The organism is Cyclobacterium sediminis (assembly GCF_054781075.1).
This window is the reverse complement of the sequence record NZ_BAAGVC010000021.1, coordinates 66124-81517: the sequence shown is the minus strand read 5'-3', so window position 1 is coordinate 81517 and position 15394 is coordinate 66124. Positions and strand designations below refer to the sequence as shown.

Genomic DNA, 15394 nt, shown 5'->3' with positions numbered 1-15394 from the left:
AGGCTAGTAAGCTGACTTCGAGTTAAAACGGGCCTAAGATCTACTAAATCGTAACTGCATATCTTTTTTAGAACTACCAGGTTTCTCGCTACTTTCAGTAATGACTTTTACTCCGGCACCAATGCTACCTGATAGATGGTGTAGAATTCAGGTTCCTGATCCAAAAGCTCAACATGCTGTCGCGCCCACAACCGATTTTTACCATCTACATGTGTAGGGGTAAAATTGGTGGGACAGAGGCCTACTTCGCTGTATACCCCTTCAGCTTCTCTTACAAGAAATTTTAAAGGGTTTAGTCGAGCATTGATTTCCTTCCATTCCTCCCGGGAAGTAGTTCCTCGGAGTGGGGTGTTTTCAAGAGATAGGCCGGACTGGTAAAGGATCAGGTCTTTTTCATCCACCTTAAAATAGCTTTTTACTTCACCTTTTTTAGGTTTAGGGGTGTCATAATCTTCACTTCCCCCAAATGGGTATCCTGGATTGAGGATAAAATCATCAAATGGGATACCTTCCACGGTTAATTCATTTTCCGCTTTGCTCAGGTCGTGGCTGTGAAATAAGGTGTCTGTGGCAAAAATAAAATGAATCTTGTCTTCATTTACCTGAAACATCGGCCTGATAAAATTAAATGCCTTACCCTGCTTATACCTGCTTTCGGGATGCAGGGGAGTAATGGGTACGTAGCCACCGGAATCAAGGTTGATTAGATCAAAGGTGTTGAAATGGCTGTAATAGGCCTCCTGATTTGTAGCGGCTGGATGTTGGGGGCCTCCGGTAAAGGCAACTAAATGGGTTTCATTGGCTATATTGGCCTTTTGCAAATGGTCGTATCCGGAGTAAAACATTCCTTTACCCGCGTAGGGTTTTTTATGACTTTTGATATAATCAAAATTAAGATCATAAATTACCAGCTTTTGTCTCCCCATGACAACAATGCTGTCTCCGACAAAAGTAGCGGAGCCCGGTGTATTTCCATAAGAGGTGGGTGCATCGCCCGGTTGATCGAAGGAGGATAGAACTTCCCCGTTTTTATCCGTGAGGATGAATTGATTTTTTCGGAATTCATGGAAAAGAAATAAATCCCTAGCCGAATGAACCGCATAAAGTTGCAGGTTTCCTAGAAAATCCACCTGCACAGAATCTACTATTTCTAAAGTGTATGAGGTGTTTGGGGAGTTTTCATTATTGGTAGATCCACATGAAAACAGGCAAGTGATCAAGCAGAGTTGCAGTAGGATTGTTTTTTTCATAGCCAGGTGATTGAACTATTAAGTTAATTAAAATTTAGTGGATTTCCATTTCAATAGTGGTTTTATTCATTTTTAAAGTGAATGGTCAAATGCTATTGGAGGGTTTGCTTGTAATGGCTTGTCTTGAAGTGTATTTCTCCTGTTTTTCTAAGGTTAATCCTCTGCATTCCAGTATTCCATCCTTGTGCAGCTACTTACCTCTATGCTGTAAAAATCAAATTCCTCCGTTACCTTGCCTTTAATAAGGTAGATGCCTCGCCCTTTTAAGGGTGTTTTTTTAACTACCGGAGGAAAATGAACCGTGTCTATCCAGTATCCATCTTTGTCTATAAAAGTACCAAAATTCATTACATCCCCTTTCACGGTACGTGTATATTTGACCGTAACGAGATATCCAATAAGTTGCACACGCTTGCCAAGGAATTGCTTCATTTCCAAGGCGGCAATTCCCGTAGTTTGCTGATCTTTTACCAAGTGGAAAGGGCTGATCAGCGGAAATTCCAATATTTCAAGTTGATCGATGATTTCCTGTCTCAGGTCCAAATCTTCCAGCACCGGCGCCTTCAACTCACGAAATCCTGCATTGACAAATAAACGCTGACTTCCACCGGTAGGGCTTTTTTTGCGGTGCATGATAAAATGGGCCTCCCATAAACACTCTTGCTTGCTTTTGCCCGTGAACCGAAAACAGCCGATGCGGATAAGTATCAGCAATTGCTCCAAACTGATGTCTACCCGGGAAATAAAATCAGTTAGTCCGGTAAAGGGGCCTGCCTTTTGTCTTTCAGCCAATAATCTGCCGGAGGTTTCTTGTTGCAGGTATTTCATATGTACAAAGCCCAGGTAAACGGTCTTCCCCTTGATATTGGTAAAGTAGTCACTTTCGTTAAGGTGTGGGGCCTGTACATCAGCCCCATTCATGCGTAATTCGTGTATATAAAATTCAGTATGGTAAAAGCCACCAAAATTATTGATAACCGCCACCATAAACTCCAAAGGATAATGGGCTTTCAGGTACAGGCTTTGATAGCTTTCCACAGCAAAAGATGCAGAGTGCCCCTTGGCAAAGGAATAACCGGCAAAGCTTTCGATCTGATGCCATACTTCTCCTGTTACAGTTGCATCCCTGCCCATTTCCTGACAGTTGGAGAAAAAGCGTTCTTTGACTTTTTGTAAGGCGCCTTTAGAACGTGATTTGCCACTCATTCCTCTACGGAGCACATCCGCTTCGCTCAGTGTGAGTCCGGCAAAATGGTGGGCAACTTTGATGACATCTTCCTGATAGACCATGATGCCGTACGTTTCAGGCATGATGTCCTTCAGTACCGGATGGGCTCTTTCTCGGCGTGCGGGATTAACATGTCTCAGAATGTATTCCCGCATCATGCCTGAGCGGGCCACACCCGGCCGGATGATGGAACTGGCAGCTACCAGCTCCAGGTATTCATCGGCTTTCATTTTGGCCAATAGCATGCGCATGGCGGGAGATTCTACATAGAATGCCCCGATGGTTCGACCCTCACGAAGGTGTACCTTAATCGCAGGGTCTTTCTTAAATGCAGCCACCCTACGTATGTCTACTGTTTTTCCTTGGTTGGTATGGATCAGCTCCAGTGCACTTTTGATATGGCCCAGCCCTCTTTGACTCAGGATATCAAATTTATGCAGTCCAATGTCTTCTGCCACATGCATGTCAAACTGGGAAGTAGCAAAGCCTTTTGGCGGCAACTCGGTAGCGGTGTAATAGTGAATGGGCTTGTGGGAAATCAATATTCCGCCTGCATGAATGCTCAAATGAGAGGGCATATTGCGGATCACTCTGGCATATTGATAGATTAGTTTGCCGTATTGATCAGGTATATAGTTGCTACTGTTCAGTTTGTCTCCATAATAGATCAGAGATTCTATTTCTGATTTGGGTAGTCCAAAAACTTTCCCCAACTCCCTCAATACAGAGTTGTACTGGAAGGTGTTAAAGGTAGCCAATAAGCAGACATGGTCCTGTTGGGCTTGGTTATAGGTATTGAAGATATATCGGGTGATTTCATCCCGGTCTTTCCAAGAAAAGTCAAGGTCAAAATCCGGTGGGTTTTCCCTGTAAAGGTTGATAAAACGTTCGAAATACAGGTCCAATTCTATGGGGTCCACATCAGTAATGGCCAGGCAATAGGCCACGATGCTGTTGGCTCCACTGCCTCTGCCTACATAAAAGAAGTTTTTGTGTTGTGCAAAATTGACAATGTCATAATTGATCAGAAAATAAGAAACAAAGCCTTTTTGCTGGATAATCTCTAGCTCTTTAATGATACGTTTTTCTTTGGTTTCATCCAAACTTCCGTAACGGCGAATGGCTCCTTTGTATGTTTCTTGCCGCAGGTAATCAAAATCCTCCCAGTCGGACCCAAGAATGTCTCTACGGTTTTTTACGGCCTGAAAATAAAAGGAAAACTGGCACTGTTCCAGAAGTTTTTGGGAATTGTAAATCAGGTAACTGTGTCCTTCACAGCGCCCAACCATATCGGCATAGCCATAAAATCGATCTGCAGGATCTCCTTGTTCGCTGAGAGGGAGTTTGCTGAGCAGGGTATTGCCATCCATGGCCCGCAATAGGCGGTGGGCATTAAAGGCTGTTTTGCTGGCGAAGGAAACCGGTTGTAAAAGCACCAGCCGCTCTTTGTGTTTGGCCCATGGACTGTAGGGAAGCCGATTGAGTTGCGAAGGATGTATGCCAAGGTATTCATTCTCCTTCAGGGTAAAGAATGTCTCCGTGAAAGGGTAGATCAGCACACTGTGATCGAATGTGGGAGCCCTTTCGGGAAAAGGCAATTTGTTCATCAGGTGATGGGAAAGGTACCTGTTCAACTCATAAAAGCCCTCCTGGTTTTTGGCCAGGCCTATAAACTGCTGTTTGCTACCATTGCGAAAATCTATTCCTATGACGGGATGAACGCCATTTTTCTGGGCCTCGCGGATAAAAGGAAACACCCCCGAACAGCTGTTGATATCTGTCAGGGCCAGGGCGTCGAGTTTTTGCTTCTTGGCTTCCACAACAAGCTGTTCAACAGAAAGGGTGCCGTACTTGAAGCTGTAGAAACTGTGGCAGTTAAGGTGCATTTTGTTTATATTATTAACATTTAATGGTTAATAATATAAACAAAATGAATTGAATGTGGATGTTTGAAGTGATTATTTTTATTGTCTATGAATCTTTGCTGCCAATCTCCTTACCTTGCTATCGGTCTGCCATGAACTTCTATCCAGTCCAGCCTTGAACAAGCTTTTGATTGTCCTCCGGGCATTAAATCCGTAAAACCGATTTCTTCTACATTGGATAGGTCGGGATCAGTGGCCGGACCGATGGCTACTATGCCTTCAGGATCCAGGTGGTGCCAGTTGATGTCCTGTATATTGAATTCCCAGATGCGCCAGTCTTTAGAGGCACCGGCCGATTGGTCGCTTACCAGCCACTTGTCGTCAGCTAGTTTTAAAGCAATGCGAAGTTCTCTTAGCCCGACTTGTTTGGTGCGCATTTTTACTTTGGCAAAGCCTGTAAGGTTCACATTTTGTTGCCGGTGTTTTAGGCTTAGCATCCAGTTGCCCTCACATAGTCCGGACCAGATATAAAAAGGATCGTCTACAGGTTTCTCATGGTTGCTTTTTTTGATAACATCTTTTCCAGGTCCATATAGCTGAACGGTTAAATTCTCATTCTGGACATGGTTTTGGTTGACAGGGATTTCTGCGGGTGTTTCTTTCCAGTCTTCTCTAAAAAAGAGGTCAGGTCGGTAGCTGCTTTGAGCGAGGATAATACTGGTAAACAGTAGGTAAAAACTAAGGGTTAGGAAAATGTTTTTCATGAGTGAATGGTTATTTTGATACGATGCAAGACCTTATTCTGCCATAATGCAAACAATTTACGGCTATTTCCCCAATAAGGAAAATAGGAGGTAAGATGCAAAATGTTTTTTATGGGTAGGTTTCTGAGAAAATTAATGTTCTTTTTCAAGATCAATTCAGGTTTGATTGGCTATAATGGGGTGCCGTTCCACTAGAGCTCCTGATCAGAGACGATACAATAGGATGCAAAAATATTGCTCCGCTGGAGCATTTAGATTTTCAACTGAATTATGGAGGGATTCAATGAGTCTAAGTTTCTAAATTTGAGTAAGTTAAAATGTTTTATCATTTTGTTTAATCCAAAGCTCTGTAGGAGTTTTTTTTTGTAGCACCAAATGCTTGAATTATTAAAAGCTCCCTAGGAGCGACACCTTAATCTCGTGATATGGCATATGCCAATTGAAAAAATTTATAAATTGGTAGACAATGCCAAGAATTTTGGTGAAAATGTGAAACCATGACGGAATTTTGGGAAGAAAACTTTAGAGAAAAGCAATCCATGTGGGGGTTGAGCCCGGCAGATGCTGCTCTTGAAACCGTGAAACTTTTTCAAGAGCATGGACTGCAAAAAATCCTTGTCCCCGGCTTTGGCTATGGGAGAAATGCAAAAGTTTTTATGGATGAGGGCTTTGATGTCACAGGAATAGAAATTTCAGAAACGGCAATTGATATTGCCAGAAAGCAATATGGAAACCAAATAAAGGTTCACCACGGATCAGTAAGTGGAATGCCTTTTGACAATGAAACTTACGGTGGGATCTTTTGCTATGCCTTGATTCATTTGCTTGATAAGAAAGATCGGGCCAAACTAATAGCCGATTGTTACCATCAGCTCAGCGAAGGTGGCTTTATGGTTTTTGTAGCTATTTCTACCGAAGACCATGCTTTTGGGAAAGGGGAGGAGATTGGCAAGAATAGATTTTTGACACCTCATGGTGTTGAATTGTTTTATTATAACCTAGATTCTGTAAACGATGAATTTGGTGATTATGGGCTGCTTGAATCAAAGACAATCATGGAGCCTGCGAAAAGTAAAAAAGGCAAGCCCGGCCAAAAATTTTGGCAGATTGTATGCAAGAAAGCTGCTGTAGGTTAAAAGAATTAAATTATAGCACATGACCAAGGTAATAATTGAGGATTTTTGTCCATCAAATAAAGAAGAATGGAGCAATTGGCTAGAACGCCATCACTTAATAAAAGAGGCTGTTTGGCTCATTGTTTATAAGAAAAAATCACCTACTCCAAACCTTACTTGGAGCGAATCTGTAGATGAGGCTTTGCGGTTTGGTTGGATTGACAGTTTGAAAAAGCCTATAGATGATGAAAAGTACAGACAATACTTCAGCAAAAGAAAGGCAAACAGTATTTGGTCAAAAACGAATAAAGACAAAATTGAAGTTTTACTAGAGAAAGGCTTGATGTCAGAGTCAGGCATAAGAGCGGTGGAAATTGCCAAAAAAAATGGCTCCTGGTCTATCTTGGATGCTGCAGAAACCTTGGAAGTACCCATGGATTTAGCGAGGAAATTCAATGAGTTTCCGGGGTCAAGGGACTTTTTCGATAGTCAAAGTAAATCTTTGAGGAAAAGTTTATTAATATGGATTGCAATGGCAAAGCGACCGGCTACCCGAGAACAAAGAGTATTGGAAATAGCAGAAAATGCTGGGCAGAATTTAAAACCTAAGGCATTTCGATAGGTGCCGAGTGCTCGTCTTTTGGCCCGGACATTCGTTAATCGTCTTGAGCATTTTAATACAGGTATATCTAATAAAGAAACATAAATCCCAAAATTCTATGAAAGATACAAGTCACCACGATGAGCGGATTGCTAAAATGACATTCGCTACGGTATACCCACATTATGTAACAAAGGTGGAGCGGAAGGGCAGAACAAAAGAAGAATTGCATCAGGTAATTGAATGGCTCACAGGGTTTAATGAGGAGAGAATTCAGGAGCTTATTGAAAATCAAGTTACTTTTGAACATTTTTTTCAGGAAGCCACGCTAAACCCCAATGTTGACCTGGTTAAAGGAGTTATTTGTGGTTACCGTGTGGAGGAGATCACCAATCCTTTGACACAAAAAGTAAGATGGATGGACAAGCTGGTAGATGAATTGGCCAAAGGTAAAAAGATGGAAAAAATTTTACGGGATAGTTAATAAGATAAAATTGAAGTATAATAGCAAAAGCCGACAGTTTTTGCCGGCTTTTGTATAAGAAAATGAATATTAATTTGGAGGGAAAACATCCTGTAAAGGATGTCTGATTGGTACACCTTCTCTTGCATCCCACCAAACGCGGGTTAACAATTCATCGCCTCCCATTCTATCTGCTGCTGCTTTGACATTCGCCTCATTTTTTAGGTATTCGTCATTTGGATAAGTTAATCTTCTTGGGATCTGTCCATTGGTTACTCCCGCATCACTTCCAATCCATACTGTTGGATAACCTGTTCTCCTAAATTCAGCCCATCCTTGGTAGTGCTGAAAAAATGTGGAAATGTATTTTTGGGTAATGATCTTTTCAAATTGCTCCTCTTCGGTACCCATCAGCGTTCCTGAAGCTCCATTTAGAAAATCTTGAATAGCTGTTTCAGGAATCTCATATTGTTCCATAGATGCCTGTATTCCCATTTGGTATAGTTGGTTGGCATCTTCTCCGGTTATGCCTGCAAAGACAGCTTCTGCTTTTAAGAAGTGGACTTCAGCAGCATTCATCACTATGATATCATAGGTTTCCTCTTTTAATAACGGCCCTACACTGGCCACCATTTCCTGTCCATAAGGTTCTTTTTCCTCTTGAAGCAATTGTATAGGCCTTCCTCGAAAAGATCCGGACCCGTCTAGTGCAGGACTAGCCAAAATTGGCAATCTCGGATCATTAGTTGGAATCATTACATCCATTATGGGAAATCCCACAAACATAGGTGTGGTGGCCGTTAATTCTCTGGTCCATATATAATTAACGTTGTTGGTGTTTTCTGATGAACTTGGTGGGAGGGTGCTCAATGATGCATTTTCTGAATTTTCATCAATTAAAGGTTTATTAATTAGATCACCAATATGCTCAGAAGCCAGAGATGGGCTTGCAAATCGGACTCTGATGGCAAGCCTAAAACGTAGAGAATTGGCAAACTTTTTCCAGTTTTCCACATTCCCCTGATACAGGATATCCGCATTACCGAATGATAATTGGTTTCCTTGGGCTCCCAATTGAGCTTCGGCTTCTTTCAACTCATTAAGCATGTCGGTATAAACCTCTTCTTGGGTATCGTACTTTGGTTGGTTAATTACATTGTCCACTCCTTGAGCAGCTTCAAAATATGGAATATCTCCATAAGCATCCGTAACCCAGTGGTACAACCATACTTTCCAGATTCGGGCCATGGCATTTTGGTCATTTTTCTGAGGGTCTTCAGCGGTGAGCCGCATGACTTCACTTATATTAATGATGTAATCTCTGTAATAATTGAAAGGGGAGGTGTAATCCGTATTGGCGAAAATATTACCACTTGCCTGACTGGCATAGTACCCTGAAAACTCTCCAATTGTCCCACTTCTGTAAGACTCAAAAATGGAGCTCTTTAATACATTGGTGAAAATGGTCTTTGGTTGAACCTTTTCCTTTGTCAACAATGTTGGGTCCGTATTAATAGCGTCAAAATCGGAAGTACAAGCAAGGCATATCATAAGCAGCAATAAGAGAGACGCATTGCTTTTAATCTTTATGTTTAATTTTATTAATTGCATAACTCAATTTATTAGAATGTCAAAAATAAGTTAAAACCCATGCTTCTGGTTGTCGGTAGGCCTCTTGCTTCTACCCCTTGGGCCGCTGTGGAGCTGTTAAAGGCTGTTTCAGGACTGATGCCCATCAACTTAAATTCAGGATCACGGTATAGGTACAACAGGTTTCTTCCTACAACGGATAAGCGGGCATTGGTAAAAGGAGTTTTGCCTAAAAATCCTTTGCTAAAATTATAACCAAAAGTAACTTCCCTTAAAGCCATATAATCGGCGTCGATTACCATGGTTTCTGCAATCCCTCCCCAAGGGCCCTGTTCTGCGTAATATTGATGAGACAGTAAGGAAATGTTATTTTCCGTAAAGGTTCCGTCAGCATTTTCTATCAGGCCATCCACAATAAGATCCTCTGTATCTCTTGCTTCTGTAAATTTCCCAGTGCCTTTGGCCATTTGATCATATTTGCTATATGAATAAACCTGACCTCCTAATCTAAAATCGATCATTCCACTTAACACAAACCCTTTATAGGAGAAAGTGTTGGTAATGCCACCTAGAAAGTCTGGCTGAATATTTCCCAAAACTGTCATTTCATCTGCTCTTTGCCATTTACCAAGTTCTGAAACCAGAATCCTTCCGTCCTCATTTCTCTTTTTAGCAAAACCAACAATGTTTCCATAGGGTTGGCCTACTCGAGCTTCAATAGTTCCGGTACCGCTCAATAAGGTGTGGCTGTTTATGCCTGGCGCCAGTGATACCACTTCAGACCTGTTTCTAGATCCATTTATACCCAAGTCCCAGGTAAAATCACCTGCTTTTACCAGCTTTGCATTAATCATTAATTCCAAACCTTGGTTCCTGATTTCACCTGCATTGATTAAGCGAGTATTAAAACCGGTGGCTGCAGAAATCTCTACAGGAAGGATTTGGTTGGTGGTTGATTGGGTATAATAGGTAAAATCAATACCTAGCCTGTTGTCGAAAAACCTTAAATCCATTCCCAGCTCAAAAGATGTAGTCAGCTCATTTTTTAAATCTTCTAAGGGAACATTGCTTCGGATAGCGGCAAGGCGTAGACCGTCAAAAGTTTGGGTACTTAAAGAATAGCCTGCTTTGGTCAAATATGGATCGGCATCATTACCTGCTTCCGCATAAGAGGCCCTAAACTTGCCAAATGTTAAGATAGGAGAATCCATTTCCAAGAAGTCCGTAAAAGCAAAACTGGTACTAAATGAAGGATAAAAGAAAGATTGATTTTCTATACCTAAAGTGGAAGACCAATCATTTCTACCTGTTATGTCAAGAAATAGATAATTTCTAAATGCCAGTTGACTTTGAAAATAGACTGAATTCATTTGTTTTTGAATACTATAATTGCGTGGAAAAACTAGGGAGGCATTGTTGATATGGTACAAATCTGGAATATCCAAGTTTTGCCCACTCACTTGTACCACTTCTTGATCTCTGTTCAAATGATTAGCTCCAATAGAAAGCGTTCCGTGAAAATTACTGTTTAAATCTCCCGTGGCAGTCAACAGTACATCACTGTTTTCTTCCTTCACACGCCACATAGTATTTCTAACCTGGCCATTAATATTGGCTCCACCGGGAGTTCCCTGGGGAACCATTGCAAACCTGTTGTCGGTATAAAAATCTGTACCTGTTCTACCTTGGATGCTCAACCAATCTGTAAAATCATATTTTACCCTGGCCATGCCTATGATCCGGTCTCTGGTGTCATTGTTCTTGAACTTTTCAGTAATCCAATAGGGATTATAAGGTGATCCTGGCTTAAAACTTGACATAAGCCCATTAGCTCTGGTATGGTCCTTGAGCCAATCAAGATCAATACTTCTTGGCATCACTTCCAGACTTGCCTGTAAACTACTGAAACTAATACCATTCTGAATTCGGTTATTGCCTTCTTGCCTGGTATAATTAATCTTTGCATCTACAAGAAGCTTTTCAGAAACCTGGTGAGAACCTCTCAGTGTAATGGTTTGCCGATCTAGGGTGTTGTTAGGTACAATGCTCCTGTTATTCATGTTTGAAAAGGACAGCCTCAAGGTACTGGTTTCATTTCCTCCAAATATTGAAACCGTATTGGTGCTGGTAGTTCCTGTTCTATAAAAATTCTCAATATTATCGGTTGGCTGGGCAGTGTAGGCTTTTACTCCCCAGTCTCTGGCGTAATCATATATAATAGGCCTTCCATCCATGGCCCCACCCCATTGATCCAATAACCAACCGGGCCATACTAAGGTTTCTTTCCCATCGATGACTTCTGTACCAAATGCGCTGTAATCATCATCGTATCCACCTCCCCAAGTGTTTTGAAATGTAGGGTTCACACTTGGTGTCTCAAAAGTATAATTGGAATTTATTTCTACTCCTATACCTTGTCCTTTTTTACCTGATTTGGTAGTGATTAAAATAACGCCATTGGCTCCACGGGCGCCATACATAGATGCAGCACTTGGCCCTTTTAATACCGAAATATTTTCTATATCATCGGGGTTGATATTGCCTATTCCATCTCCATAATCATAACCAGAGAAGCTGGATGCAGGATCCAGTGTTTGGTTATCAATGGGAATACCATCAACTACATATAAAGGTTGGTTGTTTCCTGTTAATGAGCTGTTTCCGCGGATAACTACGTAGGATGATCCCCCTGGTCCACCAGATGTAGGGTTGACATGAACTCCGGCCACTTTTCCTTTGAGGGAATTCACCACGTTGGATTCTCTTGCTTCTGTTAAGCCTTCGGTATTTACCTCTTGGACAGAATAGCCCAAGGCCTTTTTCTCTCTCTTAATTCCAAAAGCAGTTACCACCACTTCTGAAAGTTCACTAACGTCAGGGGCTAATTGGATATCGATTTCAGACCTATTTCCCACCCTAATGGTTTGTGGGATGTATCCAATACTAGAAACCACTAGTGTAGATTCAGGCCCTTGAACAGAAAGGCTGTATCGACCGTTTACATCTGTCACTGTTCCTTGACTTGAATCTTGACCACCCTGCAGCAAGAGAGTAGCACCAATAATTGCCTGCCCATCTTCCGAGGACGTTACCGTTCCTCGAACAATTGTTCCTTGAGCCATTGCTCCCTCTAAAAAGATGAGCAAAATTATCATAAGGGAAACCATGCCCTTAAAGCGTAAATAATTTCTCATAAATAATGTGTTTAAATAATTAATAATCGAAACAAAATATTATGTGGTTTTTATGTATAAATAATTACTTTAAATATAATAAATACAATTAAATAATTAATGTATACTAATTAGTTTTTGTTTAACGATTTTTTGATAATTAAAAAGTGATATAAGAGATGTTTCACATTTATAGCTAACTTTGGTATAGAATTCTATCTATTTTTTAATGACTGTATTGGCCAAGGTCCCTCAATTATTTGATTCTTATTTTGACCATTTCTAAGGGGGACTTGGGGTAAGCGTTTTAGTAAAGGAAAATCGTAATCCTATAAGAATTATAGAAAAAAGAAAAGTTAAGAAGGAGGATGTCAATTCTAGGCGTACTTGGAAAATCTATCGTAGACCTTATATAAGCGAATACTTTGGCCTAAAAGATAAAATCCATTAGTTTCGTTTCTTTAAGCTGCATGAAATGAAAAAAATATTGTTGTTGACCTATTTATTGGGGGTTCTTTCCTGTTCAGAAGAAGAATTACCTTCTCAGCCGGTTGTATACGACGGTGATCTTGAAATTAGGTCAATCTCTGACCTTAAGGACATTGCAGAAAGAGGTTATACCACCATCAATGGAGTGCTGGCCATTCATTATACCAATGAAGTGGAAGATTTTTCACTGCTGAAAAACCTGCAGGAAGTTTCGGGTCTTATTGTACGTTATAATGATGACCTTCAATCCTTAAAAGGATTAGAGAATATTGAGGAGGTGGGTTTTCTGGAGATAGAAAGTAATCTCGAATTAAAGGAGCTGACCGGTTTGGAAAATTTAAAGTCAGTAACCAAAATCCTTTCCATTAAAGACAATGATCAATTGGGGTCCTTGGCCGGTTTAAAAGCATTGACTTCCTTGAAAGAGCAGTTTGTATTATTCGATAATAGGTCTTTAACCAACCTTCATGGTTTGGAGCAATTGCAAGAAGCCCAACAAATGCTGATAACGAATAATATCAACCTAACAAGTTTAGATGGCTTAGAAAACTTAAATAAAGCTGAAGATATTAGGGTCTATTCCAATGGTGCACTCATAGATTTTTGTGCCCTGGCAAACTTTATGGAAAAGAAGAGAGAAGCGGATTCCTTTGTTGCTCGATTAAATGCCTTTAACCCTACCATAGCCGATTTTGAGAACAATAACTGTGTATATGTTCCTTAGAAATTGACATCAACTAGATCTTTTTTTAATTAAAATTCAGTTGTTTTAGATTTATCAAAGGACAAGGCTTAATTTCTAAAATCACAATGGCCTGCCTTCAACTTTTGAAAGTATAGCTTTAGTGGTACTTTACATAAGATTTATAAAGCATATGCATTGGATTAAAAAAAGAATTTTAGCATCATTATTTTTCCTTTTTCTTTTTGTTCAATTTGGCCAGGCACAGGTTGATGAAATCAAGGAAAAGTTTCTTAAAACCGAAGAATTGATGGTTATAGCTCACCGGGCAGCCAACCAAAATTTCCCGGAAAATAGTATTGTTGCCATAGAAGAAGCTATCCGTATGGGAGTGGATATTATTGAACTTGACATTAGGGTAACTGCTGATGGTGTAGTGGTTTTGATGCATGATCAAACAGTGGATAGAACCACCACCGGTACAGGAGATATTGAGACCTTGGATTATAGCTATCTACAAACTTTAAACTTACTTCATAAAGGAGAAGCTACCAAGGAGAAAATTCCAACCTTAGAAGAAGCATTGAAAGTTACGAAAGGGAGGATTATGGTGGATATGGACATGAAAACGGATAAAGTGGAAGAAGTGTTGAAGGTGGTAAAAGCCATGGATGTTGTTGATGAACTTTTGTTTTTCGATTCAGATTGGGATGTTTTGGCGGCTTTTCAGACAAAGCTTCCGGATGCGTTTATTATGCCAAGAACTTACAAAACAAGAGAGATTAAAAAGGCGGTTAAGAAATTTAATCCTAGGGCAGTGCATATTGACCCGAGTTTTTATACCCCTAAAACAGTGGCAAAGGCAAAGAAGTATGGGGTAAGGCTCTGGATTAATGCTCTTGGAGATGTGGACAGGGAAATGCTAGCCAATCCCGACCAAGAATGGGCACGAGAATGGCTAAATAAAGGAGCTAACATGGTACAGACTGATGTGCCAAGCTTTTGGACAAAACTCAAGTAAATTGACCCTAATGATTTGAAGGTGTGATAGTGTGAGTTGTCCCACTTTTTTTATAATCTAAGGCGTTTTTTCAAGCCTTATGGACAACTTTGGTACTTTTTTGAAAAAATGATATGCCTCCTTTTCGGCTTTTGAGGGCAAATAACCCTTTGTATTTATTTTTAATTTTCAAGACTGTATCTAAATGATTTTGTCTTTTAACCCTAAATTGGTAATAGATTATCTATGGCCAATTTAGGGTTTAAGCTTGCTATAGGCACTATACAAAACAAATAGAAGGAGAATTTCACTAGTTGCCAGGAATAACAAACCCAACAAAGCCAATACTACAGACATAAAAAGCAAGCCCGTAATCATGACCGCAATGCCAGCACCTATGGCCATGTTTCCAAATTCTTTTTTGTACCGATAAAGTCCGAACCCAAATATCATGTAAATACTTCCGAATAATATGGCTTGAGCAGCCATTAGGGGCAATGGATCTGTATCCATATTATAAAACAAGTAGAGGTCAGCAGCTATGCAAATCACAATTCCTGCAATTGCAAGTAAGGAAGCTGGTTTTATCCAATTGTTTTCCCAAATGCGCCCCATCTGATGAAATCCAAGCATAAAAAGGGAGTAGCATACCAATATGCTTATTTTGACCATAGTGTATTGCCAAGCCGAGACACTTAAAGACGGAGAAGTGCTTAACTCATAGTCCATATAAGCCTCCCAAAAGGCCAATATAAAATAGATCAATCCACTAATAAATGCCATGAGCAGCCATTGCGATTTTTCCTTTGAGGGGTTAGGTAGTGCAGCCCTTGCTTGTAATTGATCGAGGTCTATTTCCAAAGCCGCAAAGATAGACCGAACAGTGTGCGACCTAGGAGTTACTTCACCTGCCTCGATGCGTTGAATAGTGCGAACATTGATATTACAGCGGGCAACCAATTCTTCCTGAGTTAGTCCATTCGCTTTTCTTAATTCAAGGATTTTTTTTCCCAATTCCGGTTGTTCCATGAGATTCTAGTCGTTTGATTTCCTTTGCAAGGTCTGCTAAAAATTGCTAAATGGGCGAGTATCTGTTACGGATTTAACCCGACATTTACCCGACAATTGACTTATTCAATGGTTTTTGACACCAATAGTTAAATTTTTCTCATCA

At 40.5% G+C, this 15394-nt stretch carries 11 protein-coding genes; 5 read left to right on the top strand and 6 right to left on the bottom strand.

From position 1 onward, the window contains the following. Positions 1 to 107 precede the first annotated feature (107 nt). The 3 genes from ACYVHJ_RS17580 to ACYVHJ_RS17570 all read right to left on the bottom strand — a co-directional run bounded on the left by ACYVHJ_RS17580 (position 108) and on the right by ACYVHJ_RS17570 (position 5107). Positions 108 to 1250, bottom strand: coding sequence for a hypothetical protein (locus ACYVHJ_RS17580; RefSeq protein WP_460517374.1), 1143 nt, complete (start codon positions 1248 to 1250; stop codon positions 108 to 110). A 153-nt stretch (positions 1251 to 1403) separates the two neighbouring features. Continuing rightward, positions 1404 to 4364 (bottom strand): DNA polymerase III subunit alpha, encoded by a 2961-nt coding sequence (locus tag ACYVHJ_RS17575; RefSeq protein WP_460517371.1) that lies wholly within the window; start codon positions 4362 to 4364, stop codon positions 1404 to 1406. Between the two features lie 110 nt (positions 4365 to 4474). Next, complete coding sequence (locus ACYVHJ_RS17570) at positions 4475 to 5107, bottom strand: hypothetical protein (protein ID WP_460517368.1); 633 nt, start codon at positions 5105 to 5107, stop codon at positions 4475 to 4477. A 497-nt stretch (positions 5108 to 5604) separates the two neighbouring features. On the opposite strand from ACYVHJ_RS17570, the gene ACYVHJ_RS17565 reads away from it, so the two are divergent. From ACYVHJ_RS17565 to ACYVHJ_RS17555, 3 genes are all read left to right on the top strand, one after another. After that, positions 5605 to 6243 (top strand): class I SAM-dependent methyltransferase, encoded by a 639-nt coding sequence (locus ACYVHJ_RS17565; RefSeq protein WP_339903096.1) that lies wholly within the window; start codon positions 5605 to 5607, stop codon positions 6241 to 6243. 19 nt (positions 6244 to 6262) lie between these two features. Further along, positions 6263 to 6844 carry a YdeI/OmpD-associated family protein gene (locus ACYVHJ_RS17560; RefSeq protein WP_460517363.1) on the top strand — a complete coding sequence of 194 codons (582 nt, stop codon included), beginning with the start codon at positions 6263 to 6265 and terminating at the stop codon, positions 6842 to 6844. A 97-nt stretch (positions 6845 to 6941) separates the two neighbouring features. Then, positions 6942 to 7307, top strand: a complete 366-nt coding sequence (locus ACYVHJ_RS17555; protein ID WP_339903099.1) for a DUF2200 domain-containing protein — start codon at positions 6942 to 6944, stop codon at positions 7305 to 7307. Positions 7308 to 7376: 69 nt separating this feature from the next. Here ACYVHJ_RS17555 and ACYVHJ_RS17550 read toward each other — a convergent pair whose 3' ends face one another. Further along, a complete protein-coding gene (locus ACYVHJ_RS17550) occupies positions 7377 to 8897 on the bottom strand; it encodes a RagB/SusD family nutrient uptake outer membrane protein (RefSeq protein WP_460517359.1) in 1521 nt (506 codons plus the stop codon). A gap of 11 nt (positions 8898 to 8908) precedes the next feature. Continuing rightward, positions 8909 to 12070, bottom strand: a complete 3162-nt coding sequence (locus ACYVHJ_RS17545) for a SusC/RagA family TonB-linked outer membrane protein (protein ID WP_460517356.1) — start codon at positions 12068 to 12070, stop codon at positions 8909 to 8911. A 454-nt stretch (positions 12071 to 12524) separates the two neighbouring features. Here ACYVHJ_RS17545 and ACYVHJ_RS17540 point away from each other — a divergent pair, with 454 nt between their 5' ends. Continuing rightward, positions 12525 to 13262, top strand: coding sequence for a hypothetical protein (locus ACYVHJ_RS17540; RefSeq protein ID WP_460517353.1), 738 nt, complete (start codon positions 12525 to 12527; stop codon positions 13260 to 13262). 151 nt (positions 13263 to 13413) lie between these two features. Then, positions 13414 to 14241 carry a glycerophosphodiester phosphodiesterase family protein gene (locus tag ACYVHJ_RS17535; protein ID WP_460517350.1) on the top strand — a complete coding sequence of 276 codons (828 nt, stop codon included), beginning with the start codon at positions 13414 to 13416 and terminating at the stop codon, positions 14239 to 14241. A 234-nt stretch (positions 14242 to 14475) separates the two neighbouring features. Here ACYVHJ_RS17535 and ACYVHJ_RS17530 read toward each other — a convergent pair whose 3' ends face one another. After that, positions 14476 to 15249 (bottom strand): helix-turn-helix domain-containing protein, encoded by a 774-nt coding sequence (locus ACYVHJ_RS17530; protein ID WP_460517347.1) that lies wholly within the window; start codon positions 15247 to 15249, stop codon positions 14476 to 14478. Between the last annotated feature and the right edge of the window lie 145 nt (positions 15250 to 15394).